Source organism: Kribbella shirazensis, assembly GCF_011761605.1.
In the GTDB taxonomy this organism is placed as follows: domain Bacteria; phylum Actinomycetota; class Actinomycetes; order Propionibacteriales; family Kribbellaceae; genus Kribbella; species Kribbella shirazensis.
In genome coordinates, this window is sequence record NZ_JAASRO010000001.1 from 7,490,551 (window position 1) to 7,506,730 (window position 16,180).

At 65.9% G+C, this 16,180-nt stretch carries 16 protein-coding genes; 14 read left to right on the forward strand and 2 right to left on the reverse strand.

Annotation, left to right across the window (positions count from 1 at the left end; translation table 11 throughout):
- Positions 1-142: 142 nt before the first annotated feature.
- The 5 genes from BJY22_RS35705 to BJY22_RS35725 all read left to right on the forward strand — a co-directional run bounded on the left by BJY22_RS35705 (position 143) and on the right by BJY22_RS35725 (position 5,367).
- Positions 143-1,219 (forward strand): Ldh family oxidoreductase, encoded by a 1,077-nt coding sequence (locus BJY22_RS35705; RefSeq protein ID WP_167215946.1) that lies wholly within the window; start codon positions 143-145, stop codon positions 1,217-1,219.
- Between the two features lie 32 nt (positions 1,220-1,251).
- Positions 1,252-2,292 (forward strand): Ldh family oxidoreductase, encoded by a 1,041-nt coding sequence (locus BJY22_RS35710; protein WP_167215948.1) that lies wholly within the window; start codon positions 1,252-1,254, stop codon positions 2,290-2,292.
- Positions 2,293-2,367: 75 nt separating this feature from the next.
- The gene (locus BJY22_RS35715) at positions 2,368-3,051 is read left to right on the forward strand and encodes a metallophosphoesterase family protein (protein ID WP_167215950.1); all 684 of its coding nucleotides are present in this window, start codon (positions 2,368-2,370) and stop codon (positions 3,049-3,051) included.
- A 67-nt stretch (positions 3,052-3,118) separates the two neighbouring features.
- On the forward strand, positions 3,119-4,390 hold the full coding sequence (gene chrA / locus BJY22_RS35720; protein WP_202891418.1) for a chromate efflux transporter: 1,272 nt from the start codon (positions 3,119-3,121) through the stop codon (positions 4,388-4,390).
- Complete coding sequence (locus tag BJY22_RS35725) at positions 4,387-5,367, forward strand: NAD(P)/FAD-dependent oxidoreductase (protein WP_167219107.1); 981 nt, start codon at positions 4,387-4,389, stop codon at positions 5,365-5,367. The genes chrA and BJY22_RS35725 overlap by 4 nt, the downstream gene beginning before the upstream one ends.
- Before the next feature lie 53 nt (positions 5,368-5,420).
- Here the strand turns inward: BJY22_RS35725 and BJY22_RS35730 are convergent, their stop codons facing one another.
- Positions 5,421-6,467, reverse strand: coding sequence for an IucA/IucC family C-terminal-domain containing protein (locus BJY22_RS35730; protein ID WP_167215954.1), 1,047 nt, complete (start codon positions 6,465-6,467; stop codon positions 5,421-5,423).
- Positions 6,468-6,697: 230 nt separating this feature from the next.
- Here BJY22_RS35730 and BJY22_RS35735 point away from each other — a divergent pair, with 230 nt between their 5' ends.
- Entirely contained in the window at positions 6,698-7,228 is a 531-nt protein-coding gene (locus BJY22_RS35735) for a nuclear transport factor 2 family protein (protein ID WP_167215956.1), read from the forward strand.
- 122 nt (positions 7,229-7,350) lie between these two features.
- Here BJY22_RS35735 and BJY22_RS35740 read toward each other — a convergent pair whose 3' ends face one another.
- Entirely contained in the window at positions 7,351-7,836 is a 486-nt protein-coding gene (locus BJY22_RS35740; protein WP_167215958.1) for a hypothetical protein, read from the reverse strand.
- A 171-nt stretch (positions 7,837-8,007) separates the two neighbouring features.
- On the opposite strand from BJY22_RS35740, the gene BJY22_RS35745 reads away from it, so the two are divergent.
- From BJY22_RS35745 to BJY22_RS35780, 8 genes are all read left to right on the forward strand, one after another.
- Entirely contained in the window at positions 8,008-9,201 is a 1,194-nt protein-coding gene (locus BJY22_RS35745) for a lipid-transfer protein (RefSeq protein WP_337759745.1), read from the forward strand.
- Between the two features lie 2 nt (positions 9,202-9,203).
- On the forward strand, positions 9,204-9,659 hold the full coding sequence (locus BJY22_RS35750; protein WP_167215962.1) for a MaoC family dehydratase N-terminal domain-containing protein: 456 nt from the start codon (positions 9,204-9,206) through the stop codon (positions 9,657-9,659).
- A complete protein-coding gene (locus BJY22_RS35755; protein ID WP_167215964.1) occupies positions 9,659-10,090 on the forward strand; it encodes a MaoC family dehydratase in 432 nt (143 codons plus the stop codon). The genes BJY22_RS35750 and BJY22_RS35755 overlap by 1 nt, the downstream gene beginning before the upstream one ends.
- A 1-nt stretch (position 10,091) precedes the next feature.
- Positions 10,092-10,919, forward strand: a complete 828-nt coding sequence (locus tag BJY22_RS35760) for an SDR family NAD(P)-dependent oxidoreductase (RefSeq protein ID WP_167215966.1) — start codon at positions 10,092-10,094, stop codon at positions 10,917-10,919.
- Positions 10,920-10,932: 13 nt separating this feature from the next.
- Positions 10,933-11,466: a beta-class carbonic anhydrase gene (locus BJY22_RS35765; protein WP_167215968.1), complete on the forward strand. Its 534-nt coding sequence runs from the start codon at positions 10,933-10,935 to the stop codon at positions 11,464-11,466.
- Positions 11,467-12,420: 954 nt separating this feature from the next.
- Entirely contained in the window at positions 12,421-13,311 is an 891-nt protein-coding gene (locus BJY22_RS35770) for an NAD(P)-binding domain-containing protein (protein WP_202891419.1), read from the forward strand.
- A gap of 275 nt (positions 13,312-13,586) precedes the next feature.
- Positions 13,587-13,940 (forward strand): cupin domain-containing protein, encoded by a 354-nt coding sequence (locus tag BJY22_RS35775; protein ID WP_167215970.1) that lies wholly within the window; start codon positions 13,587-13,589, stop codon positions 13,938-13,940.
- Positions 13,941-14,601: 661 nt separating this feature from the next.
- A complete protein-coding gene (locus BJY22_RS35780) occupies positions 14,602-16,032 on the forward strand; it encodes a helix-turn-helix domain-containing protein (RefSeq protein WP_167215972.1) in 1,431 nt (476 codons plus the stop codon).
- Positions 16,033-16,180 lie beyond the last annotated feature (148 nt).

The following is a 16,180-nucleotide window of genomic DNA, read 5'->3' on the forward strand; positions in this document are numbered from 1 at the left end:
AGCTCTCCCCACGTCAGCTGAGGACTCATCCCGCTGCCGGAGCGGCTATCCAAGCCGCACGACGCGATCCGGTGCGCCTTACATCAATCTCATGATATCTTTGGTCGATATCGGAAGCCTGATTAGACGGCAAAGGAGCACTGTGAGCGAGGAGGTTGCGACTGCCGAGCGCAACGGAGGCTCGACGGACCCGGGCCGGCTCAGTCGGTTCACCGCCGATGTCTTCGTGCATCTCGGAATGTCGGACGAGGACGCCGGGCTGCTGGCCGACTATTTCGTGTGGGTGGAATTGCACGGCGTTCCAGCCATGGGGGTTCGACGAATACCTGAGTTTGTCGACCGGTTGCGGCACGGTGGAACTCGGTGCGGCGGCGTGGCCGACTCGAAGATCGTCCGCGATCATCCCGCCTTCGCGGTTGTCGACGCGCAGGACACGTTCGCCCAACTCGCGGGCCACCGGGCAATGCAGATTGCTGTCGGCAAAGCGAGGGCGACCGGCCTCGGTGCCGTGTCCGTTCGCAACACCACCACCGCCGGAGTGGTCGGCTACTACTCGGCGCTGGCCGCGGAGCAGCAGATGATTGGGCTCGTCGTCAACAACAGCGCACCGGTCATGGCGGCGTACGGCGCTGCCGAGCGGACGCTCGGCGTCCAGGCGCTCTCGATGGCCAGCCCTGCCGGCGAGCATCCCCCGTTGCTGCTCGACATGACCAACTCGGCCATGAGCATGGCGCGGATGTACGAGCACCAGCTGCGGCGTGAACAACTCCCAGGCAACGTAGCGCTGAGCGCCGACGGCACGCCGACCATCGACCCAGAGGCCGGCCACGCCGGCATCCTGCTGCCGATGGCCGGACACCGCGGCTACGGGCTGGCCTTGATGTGGGAGGTACTCGTCGGCGTGCTCGCCGGCGGCCAGCACTTCGGCAACGACGTGAGGTGGCCTTCTGAGCACGCCTTGCCGAGCGGCAACAGCCTGTTCGTGCTTGCCGTGGATCCTGCCGCGGCGTTGCCGTACGAGACGTTCACCGGCCGGGTCGACACCCTGATCGACAGGATGCACGATGCGCGACCAGCAGCTGGTGTCGACCGCGTTCTCGTGCCCGGCGAGCGGAGTCAGATCGCCGCCCGAGCCCGCCGCCGCGAAGGCATCGTGGTACCGGATGACGTGGTGGCGAGTCTGGTCGCCCTGGGGTCGGAGCTCGGAGTGGCGTGGTGAACCGGGCGACGAACGACACCGCTGGCGGGCGCGTGCCGGCTACGCATCTGCATCGACTCGCCTGCGACGTACTCACCAGGATCGGAATGTCCGAGCAGGACGCGACGATGGCCGCTGACGCGATGGTGTGGTCGGACCTGCGGGGCGCCACGAACCACGGCGTGTCAGCGAGAGTTCCGGTCCTCGTCAGCAGGGTCCGCGCCGGCGCGGTCAATCCCGCGCCAACTTGGCAAGTGCTGGCGAGCACAGCGGGGGTCACCGCGCTAGACGCAGACCGCGGCTGGGGACAGGTCGCAGGCACCCGCTGCATGAAGATGGCCATCGAGGCGGCGCGCAAGACCGGCGTCGGAGTTGCGACAGTTCGCAATGCGGACATCGCAGCATCTCTTGGCTGGTACGCCAATGTCGCGATCGAGCAGTCCATGGTCGGCATCGCCTTCAACAACAGCATGCCGCTCATGGCACCCTGGGGCGGCGCGACGAAGCTGCTCGGCAACCAGGCGACCGCCATGGGCACGCCCGCAGGCCGGCACCACCCGATCCTGTTCGACTCCGCGCTGTCGGCCCTGTCGATGCACGCCGTGCACGCCGTGCACAGCCGGAACGAATCCCTGCCGGAGAACGCTGCGCTCGACGCCGACGGCAGACCCACCGTCGATCCGGCGGCAGCCCTTGCGGGTGCGATGCTCCCCGCCGCCGGCCATCGTGGATATGGCATCGCAGTGATCTGGGAGGTGCTCACCGGCGTACTCGGCACCGGCTTGTTCGCGCCGGAGGTACGGAACCCGGCCGAGGGTCCGGTCGGCCTCACGCTGTTCTGTCTCGCTCTCGACCCGACCGCGATCCAACCACTGGAGGTCTTCACAGGGCGCGTTGACACCTTCATCGACCGGATTCATGCCTCCACTCCGATCGATGGCGTCGAGCGGGTCCGGGTGCCGGGAGAGCGGGGCTTCGGTGTGGCCGAGCAGCAGCGACGGGACGGAGTCCTGTTCACCGCGGACCAGCTGACCAGTCTGCGTCACCTGGCCGACGAGTTCGGCCTCGAGTGGGACGGTGCCACGGTTGCGTAGGCGGACGCCGTACCCCTCCACCGCGGCAGAGCGCTTCTTCGAACACAGCCGCCGAAACCAGAAAGGTGAACACTCATGACCATCGAGCAGCCAACTGCCGCGAACGACGAGATCGTCGGATCCATCGCGGTCGATGCCCGGCGCATCGGATTGATCGGGGACGACCACAATGCCGAGGAGGACGGGAGCGATCTGCCGGTCGAGGTGCTCGAGGCCTTCCGCGACGTCGACCTGATCCTGCACCTCGGCCACATGGGCCAGCGCGAGGTGTTCGCACGCGGCGCACTCGACAGACTGGAGACCGTAGCTCCCGTGCTCGGTGTCCAGGACTACTCGGTCGGCAAGGACGGCGCCCAGTTGATCAGCCCGCCGGACGGGAACCGCATCGCAGGCATGACCCGGGTGGTCGAGGCTGCCGGTGTGCGCATCGGTCTCGTGCACAACCTCTGCAAGTCACCAGGGCCGGAGATCCCCGCCGCGCCGGGTGGCCTGCCCGAGATCGATGGCGATGCCCTGTCCACCACTTTGGCGCAGAAGTTCGGCGGGCCCGTCGATGTCGTCGCCTTCGCCGGCACCCACCGAGCCGCCACGGTGACCGCCGGCGGCGTCCTGTTCGTCAACCCTGGCAGTCCGACCTACCCGAAGGGGCCAGGCCGGGTCCCCGGCGAGCGATCTCATGGCACCGTCGGCATCCTCGAGCTGTCACACGGCGCCATCGCCTACGAGACCGTCGACCTGCACTGTCTCGCCGTCGGCTGACCTCACTGTGGAGGGTCGTCCTCCGCAGCCCCCGACCGCTGAATCGACCTTAGGGAGTGAGACAACAGTGACGATCCGCCAGCGCAACGGCACCTCGACGTCGGACGACGTGGAGGCATCCACGGCGCCCGAAACCAGTGCGGCCGAACAGCCCGAGAGCGTCCCGCGTGGCTCCGTCCTCGAGGTGTTCCTGGTGGCCGGCCGCCTCGGGCTCACCAGCTTCGGCGGACCGATCGCCCACCTTGCCTACTTCCGCGACGAGTACGTCGTCAAACGCCGCTGGCTCGACGAGAAGAGCTACGCCGACCTGGTCGCACTGTGCCAGTTCCTGCCGGGCGCGGCCAGTAGCAAGCTCGGGATGTCGATCGGGATCCTGCGCGCGGGCCCGGTCGGCGGGCTGTTCGCCTGGCTCGGTTTCACCCTGCCATCAGCCATCGCGCTGACGATCGCAGCGCTGACGCTCGGCAGTGTCGGCGTCGACACCGTCGACCTGCTGCACGGGCTCAAGGTGGTGGCGGTCGCGGTCGTCGCGCAGGCGGTCTGGGGTATGGCCCGCAACCTCGCACCGGATCGGCCCCGAGCCACGATCGCCGCGCTGTCGACTGCCGCCGTCCTGCTGTTGCCGGTTCAGATCGGCCAGATCACAGTGATCGTGCTGGCCGGACTGGTGGGTTGGCGCCTGCTGCGATCGCAAGGCGCCGACGCCGGTCCGGGCCTGCGCGTCCCGATCCCGCGTTGGTTCGGCATCGCCTGCTGGGTGGCGCTCATCGGCCTCCTGATCGGACTGCCCCTGGCTCGGACCGCCTTCGGATCACAGACGCTCGCGCTGTTCGACAGCGCATACCGGTCGGGCGCGCTGGTATTCGGCGGCGGCCACGTGGTGCTGCCACTGCTGCAGGCGGAGATGGTGCCGACCGGCTGGGTCGGCCAGGATCAGTTCCTCGCCGGCTACGGCCTGGCCCAGGCGGTCCCGGGCCCCCTGTTCACCTTCGGGGCCTATCTCGGTGCGGCGATGGGGCCGGCGCCGCACGGCGTCATTGGCGCGACCATCGCGCTCGTCGCGATCTTCCTGCCGTCGATGTTGCTGACGTACGGCGCGCTGCCATGGTGGGGCGTACTGCGCACCCGGCCTGCAGCTCAGGCCGCACTGCGCGGCATCAACGCCGGCGTGGTCGGCATCCTGCTCGCCGCGCTGTACAACCCAGTGTGGACAAGCGCAATCCTGCGGCCGATCGATTTCGTGATCGCGATGTGTGCGTTCCTCTTGCTCACTGTCTGGCGTTGCCCACCATGGATCGTCGTGTTGCTGGCCGGCGTGGCCGGGATGGTGGTCGCATGACGACGAATCTCGAGGCCGACCTGGTCGTCGTCGGTGCGGGACCGGTCGGACTGTACGGCGCCTACTACGCCGGCGTCCGGGGTCTGAGCACCGCTGTTGTCGATGCGTTGCCAGAACTCGGCGGCCAGGTCACAGCGATGTATCCGGAGAAGCTCATCTACGACATCGCTGGATTCCCCGCCATCAAGGGGCGGGACCTGATCGACGGACTGATCGCTCAGGCTGCGCCCTTCTCCCCCACCTACCTGCTGGGCGAGTCCGCCGAGTCGCTGAGTTACGACGCCGGCGAACCCGTTCTGCGAACCTCAGCCGGTCGAGCGATCCGGTGCCGGGCGATCATCATCACCGGCGGAATCGGCAAGTTCTCCCCACGGCCATTGCCCGCCGGAGGTGAGTTCACTGGACGCGGGCTGGAGTACTTCGTGCCCAAAGTCGGCGAATACGCAGATCTCGATGTTGTGATAGTCGGCGGTGGTGACAGCGCTGTGGACTGGGCAGGCACGCTGCTTCCGATCGCCCGGTCGGTCACCGTGGTCCACCGCCGCGAACGGTTCCGCGCCCACGAGCACTCGGTCCGTGAGCTCCACGACTCAGCCGTGCGAATCCTGACCAATTGCGAGGTGTCCGCTGTGCATGGCAACGGCCGCGTCGAGGCAGTGGACATCGTTCATCTACCGACCGAGTCGATCGAACGAGTCGACGCCCAAGCGATCGTTGCCGCGCTGGGATTCGTGGCCGATCTCGGTCCATTGACCGGCTGGGGACTGAACATCACGTCACGCCGGATCGAAGTCACGACGACGATGGCCACGAACTTGCCCAGGGTCTATGCCGCCGGCGACATCGTCGCCTATCCCGGCAAGGTGCGGCTCATCGCGGTGGGTTTCGGCGAGGTCGCGCTCGCGGTCAACAACGCCGCTGTCGCGATCGATCCTTCCTTGGATCTGTTCCCGGGACATTCCACGCAAACGGTCTGACCGGCGATCCGCCGGTCCGACCGAGACATCGGACACCCGCAGGTGGCCCGGGCTCACTCAACCGACGGGCTGGTCCGACCGGCCGCCTGCCGCTCACGAGCCTGCAGAACCTGCTGGGCCGAGCGACGCTGCAAACCACGCTCGATCGCGGCCTTCGTTGCGTCACCGGCGGTCGATCCGGGCAGTGCCCCGTGACGCTCGCGGATCAGGGCAACCTTCTCCTCAACCGGCAGGTGCGGACAGTTGGCGCACAGCCTGCCGAACCGGTCCTCGAGCAGGTAGCTCAGGCAGCACAAACGCCGAGTGGCCACCTCGTCCGGAAAAGCCCCGTCGTCAACGTGGGTCCAATCCATCCTGTCCCGCAGCGGGTTGGGCTGACCGGTGACACCGGGCAACACCTCGTCCTCGAGTAGCATCCGCTGATCGTCGACGTACCCCTGTGCGACATCATCGTCGAGGTACTCGCAAGCCGCCGCGGACATGGTCGTCGGCCACTCCGCCACATTCGTCCACAGGAGCCCCGGAGCGAGATTCGTCCGCTCCGCCACAGTGTTTACGAACGAGTCGAGGTGCTCGCCGTACAGGCGGCTGCAAACGTGCGCCCGCAACTCGTCGAGCGTCTCCAGCACCGGTCCGGCGGCCGACCACGAGGCCGGTCGTTCACTGCACCGTACGACCTCGTCGTCGCGTTGATCGAGAACCAGCCGGAACGGGATGGTCTTCCACAGCACAAAGCTGCACCGGGAGACGGACAGATCGAGACCGATGCCTTCGGCCATACCTACGAGCGCAGCGATGGACAAGGAACCGGCATAGTGCCGGACATATCTGGACACGTAGGCCCGCATGTCTACGCCATCCGCTGGGCGCCCGGAGCTGACATCGAAGTCGAGTTGCGAGCGATCAACACCGGCGTGCTGTGCAATGCACTCGGCGAAGAAGTCCGCGTCGAAGAATCTCTCGGCCGGTACCGTCTCGACGTCCGGCGCGGACTCTTGGACGAACCGCCCTTTGGCCGCCCCCAGCGAGTCGATGCGTTCTGTCAGGCCCTGCCTCCACCCGATCGTCGTGGTAGCGCTGCCCTTGTCATCATCCACCATCGTCCCAGCCCTCTTTCTCGCGATCCGTTCAAGACCACCACGCGTCGCATACGAGTAGGTACAACAGAAGACATCATAGCATCCATGTTAGATATCGCATGGCGATATAAGCGTCGCCGTGCCTGACTGCAGGAGTCTGCTCACGCCGCCACAGGCACTTCCTGGCAAGCCAAGGAGTCGTGAGATCACTCATATCGGATAACGATATCTAATATTGGTATCATGCTGGCATGACAGTTTCCGTGCCCACAGGCTTCCTGCCGTCCGCCTTCTCCGGGCCGGCCTGGGACCAGGCCCGACAGCTGGTGCTGTGCCGCCCACACGAAGACGAGCGCATGCAGGCGATCTCGGCCGAGCTCGCCGTTCGCAACCTGCTGCATCGCTACGTCTACGCCCTGGACTGCAGCGACATCGAGGGCGTGATGGCGTCTTTCACCGCCGACTGCGTCATGAACAGCCCGACGGGCACAGTCTCCGGCACGGCGGCCATCCGCACCCACTACGAGCAGGTACTCGCCGACATGCCCACGCGATTCCACCTACTGACGAACACGGCCGTACGGATCAGCGCCGACCTACGATCGGCTGAGGTGAGCTCTTACTTCTTCGCCGTACGCCAGAAGGGCGGCGAGCCACCGCACTTCCTGGGCGGCCTGTTCGCCGACCAGGTCGTCGAGCGAGACGGCGAGTGGAAGATCTGCACGCGGTCGATCGCGGTCGATGTCGGAGGCGGGTTCGCGCCGGCAGTTGGCCTGCTATGAGCCCCGCTTCCCCCGGAGAAGTTCCCGGTGCAGGAGAAGACGCCCCTGATAAGCCAGGACGGCAGACCGCTCCGCCGAGCGGTCTGCCGACACCCCCGACCACCTCCGGGGTTCGCTCTTACTCAGCCCTGCGTGACTTGACCATTGCCGACGCTCACGTCAGCCGGTTCGGCCGGCTCGACGGGCGCCAACTGGAGGCCCGCCGGCGGCTCAGACGGCAGCACCCATTTGATGTATGGATAACCCGAGTTCCCGTGCATCACGTTCGCCATGTCGGTCGCAGCCGCGAACGCCCGTTCGAGCTGTTCGAGATCCTTGGCCTCGATCGCGTCGACCACCGGCGGCAACGCTTCGGCCTGGAAACGCTCCAGCCGCTCGCGATGCTTAGGGCGGAGCGTCTTCAGCGCATTCTCGAGCTTGGCCACCCGCCTGAGGTAGTACCCCGCCAGTCCCCAGTTGCCACCGCGGGCCGCGTAGATCAGGTGCCACCAGCAGTGACCGACCTTCTCCATGATGGCGGGCGTATCCGGGAGTGCGGCCGACATCTCCTCGAGCGACAGCTCGTTCTCCTCCGTTGTGACTCTGATCTCCTCAGACAACCCTGCCACCGCCTTCTCTCTTCATCGATCCTTGATATCGTTGTACGATACTACGGTCGAACACCTACGCGCAAACAATCGTCGGACGCGTCCGCGCTTCCCGACAATTATCGACTGTCAATATTGCCTTCCGTTGGAATGCATGACACGACGTGACCGGAACAGAGGCGGTGAGATGTGGTGACATCAGGTCAGCACGCACGGGTCGTAGGCGTCGGGATGGTCCCGTTCGCCACACCCAGCAAGGCGCAGCCCTACGACCTGATGGGCGAACGAGCCGTCCTGGCGGCTTTAGCCGACGCTGGACTCGAGTACCCCCAGATTCAGCAGGCCTTCGCCGGCTATGTCTACGGAGACTCGACCTGCGGGCAGGCGGTGCTGTACCGCGTCGGCATGACCGGCATCCCGGTCGTCAACGTCAACAACAACTGCTCCACCGGGTCGTCGGCGCTCTGGCTGGCCCGGCAGGTCGTGGAGAGCGGCGCGGCCGACTGCGTGCTCGCACTGGGCTTCGAGCAGATGCAGCGCGGCGCGCTGAAGGCACATTGGGACGACCGGCCGAGTCCGTTCGACACTTTCGACAGCGCGGCGGCCAAGGCGCGCGCCCAGGATGCCGAAGTCCCGTTTGCGCCGCGCTACTTCGGCGGCGCCGGAGCGGCATACGCGGACCGGCACGGAACGGCGCCGGAGACGTTCGCGAGGATCTCGGTCAAGTCCAGGAAGCATGCCGCGAACAACCCGTACGCGGTGTTCCGTGACCCGGTGACAGTCGAGGAGGTGCTTGCCTCGCCGCACATCTATGGGCCGTTGACCCGCCTGCAGTGCTGCCCGCCGACCTGCGGCGCGGCGGCGGCGATCGTCACCAGTGCCGACTTTGCGGCCAAGCACGACCTGGACGGGTCAGTGGCCATTGCCGCGCAGGCGATGACGACCGACTACCCCTCCACCTTCACCGACCAAGATCTCACCAAGGTCGTCGGCTACGACATGTCAAAGGCCGCCGCCGACCAGGTGTATGAGGCTGCCGGGGTGGACCCGCGCGATCTCAGGGTGGTCGAACTGCACGACTGCTTCACCACCAACGAGTTGCTCACCTACGAGGCACTCGGCCTCGCACCAGAAGGCGGCGCGGAGCAGTTCATTGTCGACGGCGACAACACCTATGGCGGCCGTGTGGTGACCAATCCGTCCGGCGGGCTGCTGTCGAAGGGCCATCCGCTCGGTGCCACCGGGCTGGCGCAATGCGCCGAACTGGTCTGGCAACTGCGCGGTCAGGCCGAGCAACGTCAAGTCGAGGACGTGACCCTGGCGCTACAGCACAACATCGGTCTGGGCGGCGCGGCCGTCGTCACGCTCTACCAGAAGGTCGACTGAGGATGCTGATCTCCACCGACGTGATCGGCCGCCAGCTGGCGGTCGCCGACGTCACCATCGATCGCGGCCGGGTACGCCGGTTCGCCCTGGCAATCGGCGAAACCGATCCCGTCTTCTCCGAACTGGAGGCCGCCCGGAAGGCCGGCTACCCCGACTTGCCGGTGCCGCCGACGTTCTTGTTCTGTGCCGACCTGGAGATCTGCGAACCGCTCACGATGCTCGCCAACCTCGGAGCGGACGTTCGGCAGGTGCTGCACGGCGAGCAGTCGTTCGTGTACTTCGCACCAGTTCATGCCGGCGAGACGGTAACGCTGCGGGCGCATATCGCCGATGTCTACACCAGGAAAGGCGGCCGGCTGGAATTCCTGACCAGAGAGACGACGGTCAGCCGCGGCGACGGCACCACGGTCGCCGAGCTGTCGAGCACCCTGGTCGTCAAGAATCCAGAAGCCGTTTGATGGCCGCGACGACCGAGCAGATCGAGATCGGCGCTGAGCTGCCGCCACTCGCGATCGAGCCGATCAGCCGCACCACACTAGCGGTCTTCGCCGGGGCGTCCGGCGACCACAACCCGATCCATATCGACATCGACTTCGCCCGCGCCGCTGGACTGGACGACGTCCTTGCACACGGGATGCTTTCGATGGGCTATCTCGGCCGACTGCTCACCGGCTGGGTGCCGGTCGACCGGATCCGGTCCTACCGCGCGCGATTCGTCGCCATCATGCCTGTCCACGCAACCGCGACCTGCACTGGCAGCGTCATCCGCGTCGACGAGGTTGATGGAGAGCGGCGGGCGACGCTCCGCCTGGCCGTGACTCTGGCTGACGGAACAGTCACCCTCACTGGCGAGGCCGTCGTCGCGATCCACACAACCTGGAAGGACTGATATGGGAACGCTCGACGACAAGGTGGCGATCGTCTCTGGTGCCGGCCGTGGCATTGGTCGCGAGATCGCGGTGAAGCTGGCCTCGCAGGGGGCCAGAGTAGTCGTCAACGACTTGGACGCTGCGTCCGCACAGGAGACCACCGCCGCGATCGAGGCCTCCGGCGGCACAGCCGAGCCTTGCATCGGCAGCGTCACTGACACTGGGTTCGGTGAACGGTTCGTGCAGACTGCAGTCGACTCCTTCGGCGGGCTCGACATCATCGTCAACAACGCCGGATACACCTGGGACTCGGTGATCCAGAAGATGACCGACGAGCAGTGGGACGCGATCATGGACGTCCACCTGACGGCACCGTTCCGGATCCTGCGCGCCGCCCAGCCGGTGATCAGCGCGCAAGCGAAGCAGGAGGCAGCGGCCGGAGCGGTGACGTGCCGCAAGGTCGTCAACATCTCGTCGATCGCTGGACTCGGCGGCAACCCCGGGCAAGTGCACTACGCCGCCGCAAAGGCCGGAATCACGGGTCTGACGAAGACGCTTGCCAAGGAATGGGGGCGGTACAACGTCACCGTCAACGCCGTCGCCTTCGGCCTGATCACAACCCGCCTGACCGAGGCGACCTCCGCGGACGATGCCGAGATCGACATCCAGGGACGCAAGATCAGGGTCGGGGTCAACCCGGAACTGATGGAAACCATGCAGCGGATGATCCCCCTCGGCCGGCCCGGCACCTCCACGGACGCCGCCGGCGCCGTCTACCTGTTCTGCACACCCGAATCGGACTACATCAGCGCGCAGACCGTGGTCTGCGGCGGCGGATTCACACTGTAGACAGCAGGCTCCGATGCACCATCAGACCCAACCCGCGGTCGGGCCCAGAACCGTCGAGTTCGCCGACCTGCTCGCTGCCAACACCGAGTTCGCCGCGAGCTTCGCGTACGGCGGCTACGATGGCATCGCCCGGGCCGGCATCGGCATCGTGACCTGTATGGACTCGCGCATCGCGCCACTGGCCATGGTTGGCTTGAAACCTGGTGATGCGAAGGTCCTGCGTAGCCCCGGCGGCCGTGTCACCGAACCGGCCATGACCGGCCTCGTCCTCGCCGTGCAGCTGCTCGGCGTGCGCCGCATTCTGATCGTGCCGCACACCCGCTGTGCGGTGGCCGGAATCACCGAGGACCAACTCCGCCAGCGCATCGATCGGGCCGCCGGCTGGCCGACTGCCGACCTTCTCCGGCTCGATGCCATTCCCGACCAGACCGACGCACTCCGGAGCGACGTACGGGCGGTCCGGGAAAACCCCTTGATAGGCAAGAAGGCAGCTGTGGCGGGCTTCCTGTACGACGTGGACACCGGCCGCCTGAGACTCCAGTCATAATTCAACACCGCCAGACAACACATTTGAGTAATGCCCGCATCGTCACGGCCTGCGGGGTATCGCATGGTCCACGAAACAGCCGAAGGACCCTCGCGTTGTCGCCTACCTCAGCGGCCGCGTGTCACCTTAACCCGAACAAAGGAAGGCCTGGAGCTGCCGGGAGGCTGCACATCGTGCGCCCACTCGGCTCTCCCCGGCGCAACGCCCGAACGCCGCCCGGGCGGGCTGCTGCCCAGGCATTGTTCGGGCGTTGCGGGTGGCGGTCGTGGTACTCCCCCGCAGAGACACTCAGGTAGCCAGTACCGACGTCAGGTGGTGTAGATCAGCAGTCTCGGTGGAGGTCCTTGACGATCCACTGACTGGGTGCACCCAAGAGCACCGCACTCTTCGCGGGTACACACTGGAACTGCGCCTCGATACCCGGCTGCGAGACCGAGATCATCGTGTTCTGAGAGGTGCAGTTCCCCCAGTACACCAAGCCGTCGCCTGCGTGGTGGTAAGTCCCACAGGGAATGATGTCATCCGCGTGGGCGCTCGGCGCAGCCAGAACCAAGGAGCCCCCCGCCATCAAGACACCGGCCAGGCCACTCGCCACGCGCGCTGCAATGCTCATGTTTCCTCCACAAGATCGGTGAACAATATCGAGAGCTAGCAGCAGTAACAACGCAGGACACCGCGAGGCGGTTCAATCGTGCTGCGAAACGTCCGGCGACCGCCTACAGCGGAAGCCATGCCGACCCCATCGAAGACAACCTCGGTTGCTCCCCGCATCGGGGCTGTCCCATCTCGATGTGCTCCGCAGTTCCCCTGCGCCCCAACACGATCTCGTTGCGCGAAGCATCATCTGCGCCACACCGAGCTCGTTGACATCAATCGATACTGATATACGATAGCGATGTCGTATATCAAGAGGGCCTGGTCGAGATCGTCGGGCTCGAGCTGCGAGGGAGTGGCGTGACCTTCCAGCCTGAGACCGTCGGATTCATCGGTATCGGCCTGATGGGTCGACCGATGGCGCTTCGGTTGCTCGCGGCGGATGCACGGTTGGTCGTGTGGGGCCGCACCCCGGGCAAACTCCGAGACGTCCTGGCTGCGGGTGCGGAGTTCGCGGAGGCGCCCGCCGCTGTCGCGCAGCGGGCCAGTGTTGTCATCACCTGCGTGTCGGACACCGCCGCCGTGGAAGCTGTGGTGTTCGGTCCCTGCGGCGTCGCCGAGGGTGGATCGGCAGGCAAGGTCCTGGTAGACATGTCCACGATCCAGCCGCGCCGCAGTCGTGAGCTGGCCGAGCAGTTGCGTGCTCAGACTGGGATGGGCTGGGTCGACGCACCCGTGTCGGGCGGACCGAGCGCGGCTGCGGCCGGCACACTCGCCGTGATGGCGGGCGGTGATCCGGCCGACTTCGAGCGTGTCGAGCCAGTGCTCCGCCACCTCGCCGGCGGGCTCACCCTGATGGGCCCGCCCGGTGCGGGACAGACCACCAAGATGGTCAACCAGGTGATCGTCGGCGGCTGCAAGTCGGTGATCGCCGAGGCGATCCAGCTCGCCATGAACGCCGGCTTGGACGCCAGGCGGCTGCCGGAGGCGCTTGCCGGCGGACGGGCGGACTCAGTGCTGCTGAGACAGTCGATCCCCAAGATGGTGTCGGGCGACTTCTCGCCGGCCGGACGCCTGCGCACGGTGCTCAAGGATCTCGACCTGGTCATGGAACTGGCTGGCGAAACGGGCACACCGATGCCGATGACAGGCCTCGCCACCCAACTGCACCGCATGATGATCACACATGGCCATGCCGACAGCGACTCGACGGCCGTGATCGCTTTACTGCGCGATAGGCCATTGCTGTAGGCAGCCTCCGAGGGTGGCTACCAGTCGCTTAGGAAATCGTCCCTCCTAGCTGCCGCCCATCGTCGGTCAATCCGACTGCTCAATCTCGGCCGCGGCCTCGGTTGCGCGAGGTGACCATCGGCGGCCGCTGCTGGATGCCTACGGATGCTGACTGCTCGACCTGACCTGCTGCGCATTGTGCGCGCTGGCGTCCTGACACTGCGCCCCTGTCCGGGGGTGACTGTCGATGAGTGACTGGAGCCGAGTAGTCTATCGATATATGATATCGCTATGCGATGACAGACGTGGCGACCCGTGCATTTGGAGAGCGAATGGACCTGGAATCAGCGCTGCCGGCGGTCATCAGGGCGCTGCCCGCGGCCAGTTCGGTGGTGACGGCTCACAAACTGAAGGCTGCCGGCTGTGACGTGCTGTTCGTCGCCGCCGCGGCCGGCACGGAGCTGCCGCGGCACGACCATGACACCCAGAACGCGACCGTGATCATCTCTGGTGGAATGGTGCTCGTCACCGACCAGGGCGAGCGGCGCTACGGGCCCGGCGAATGGTATCAGACCCGGCCCGGCGAGATGCACGCCCTGCGCTTCGACGCCGACACGGTGCAGATCGAGTTGCGATTCGTCCAGCCATGACGGTGGGCAACCTGGTGACGACAGTTCGATGGACTGCATCGACCTATCTGTCGCCCGCGCAACCGTTGACCAGCAGCATGATCCCAAGCAGCGCACCACCGCCAAGACCTGTGAGCCCTCGACGTACCACGATGATCCCCACATACCCGGAGTAGCAAACCCGACCGTCACCACCGCTATCGCGAGCAGAGGCCGGTTCGTTTCACGAGTCTGATCTCCGCCCTGTGATCCGCTCGCTGTCTCAGCCGTAAGCTCCGACAACGCACCTCTTTACGCACCTCAATGAGCGCGAGAGGATGGTTGCCGATGAGAACTTACGCGCAACAAGCAGCCGAGGAATACGTTACCTGTAAGGGATTCCGAGCATCATCGGCAACTGATGATCAGCCTCAGCTGGAATTCAGCGGGTTCGGGGTTCGAGTCCCTGGCGGCGCACAAAAGCCCAGGTCACACAAGTGCCCTGGGTTTCTTCATGCCCACAGGGCACCTTTTATTCGACGCTTTCAGCCGCCACGTCTCTCTCGCCGATCGGATGTGCTGACTTCATCTCGTCGTGACTGTGCGTCACATCACATGCGTGCGCGACATGTCCCGACTCGTCGACTCTCGGCACCGGCCACGCGTTGAACGGGCAACGCTCACAGCTGGCTGGAGGAGACACATGCCGAGGACACCGCTGCCCATCGGAACCTGGGGAGAGATCTCAACCAGGACTCTGAAGACCAAGAAGAACGGCAAGCCCGTCAAGCACTTGGCTCACGCCAGGTTCCGCGACCACGACGGCAAGGTCCGCGCCGTCACCGCCACCGGAACAACCAAGACCGCCGCCCGAACCGCCCTGCTCGCCAAGCTCCAGAACCGCGCCAAAACCAACCACTCCGGCGACCTCAGCACGAACCACACGGTCAACCACCTCCTCGACCTATGGGAGCGCAGGTTCGAAGGACTGGTCGCCGACGGGACACGCTCACCCACCACTCTCGCCACCTACCGGCGCGCCCTCAAGAACCATGTCCGCCCCGCCATTGGCGAACTCCATATCAGCGAAGCCACCACCCAGCGCCTAGACGTCGTCCTCACCGACATCAAGGACCACGCCGGCGCCCCGACCGCCAGAACCTGCCGTGCCGTCATCTCTGGTGCGATGAATCTTGCCGTCCGCTATGGCGCCATCACCACGAACCCCGCCCGCGAAGTCGACGCCATCGAAGCCAGGCCCAAGAGCTCACCCCGAGCGCTCACGGCCGAAGAAGTCACTCTCCTGAACAGGAGTCTGACCGCAGACGAACACGCCGTGGAAGCGGATCTACCTGACCTCGTCACGTTCATGCTCGCCACCGGCGTCCGGATCGGCGAAGCCCTCGCCGTCCTCTGGAACCAAGTCGACCTCGATGCCGGCACCGTCGAAATCACTCACACCATCGCCCGGCCACCCGGCGAAGGCCTGATCCGCAAGACCACCAAATCCCGAACCGGCCAGCGCGTCCTCAGCCTCCCGACCTGGGCCGCCGCCATGCTCCGCGGCCGCCACACCCCCGACATCCATCCCGACGCCCCCGTCTTCCCCGACACGATCGGCTGCTACCGCGACCCCTCCAACACCCGCCGCTCCCTCCGCACCGCCCTATCCCCCGTCGGCAGCACCGCACGCCGCGAACTCGGCCAAACCCTCCAAGCCCTGCGCCGCCAGAATCACCTCAGCCGCAAACAAGTCGCACAGACCCTGGGCTGGCCCCAAACCAGAATCGAACTCATCGAAACCGGCCGCATCAAACCCACCCACCGACTCGTATCCACCCTCACCAAGACCTACGGCATCAACCTCGACCGCCGCCCCGACTTGCTCACCCAGCTCACCGACGCCGCCCAGCCAGCAGAATCCGACCAACTCGCCTGGATCCACTCCCACGCCCTCCGCAAAACCACCGCCACCGCCCTCGACCAAGCCGGCCAAACCGCCCGCCAAATCGCCGACCATCTCGGCCAAGCCAAAGTCTCCATCACCCAAGACATCTACATGGGCCGGCGGATAGCCAACCCCGCTGCTGCCCAAGCCCTCGAGCACGCCTTCGATGACCACGACCTACGGTGAACGGCGAGCTCCAGTTCTTCGACGACGTACCACGACGAGTTCACCGGCGCCCGCGACCTGGACAAGTTCTGCACAGCCTCAACCAAGGCCTGGCGTCGTTCAGCGCCTGCCGTGGCCTGCACAAGCACGAACTACTTGCCGCCATTAG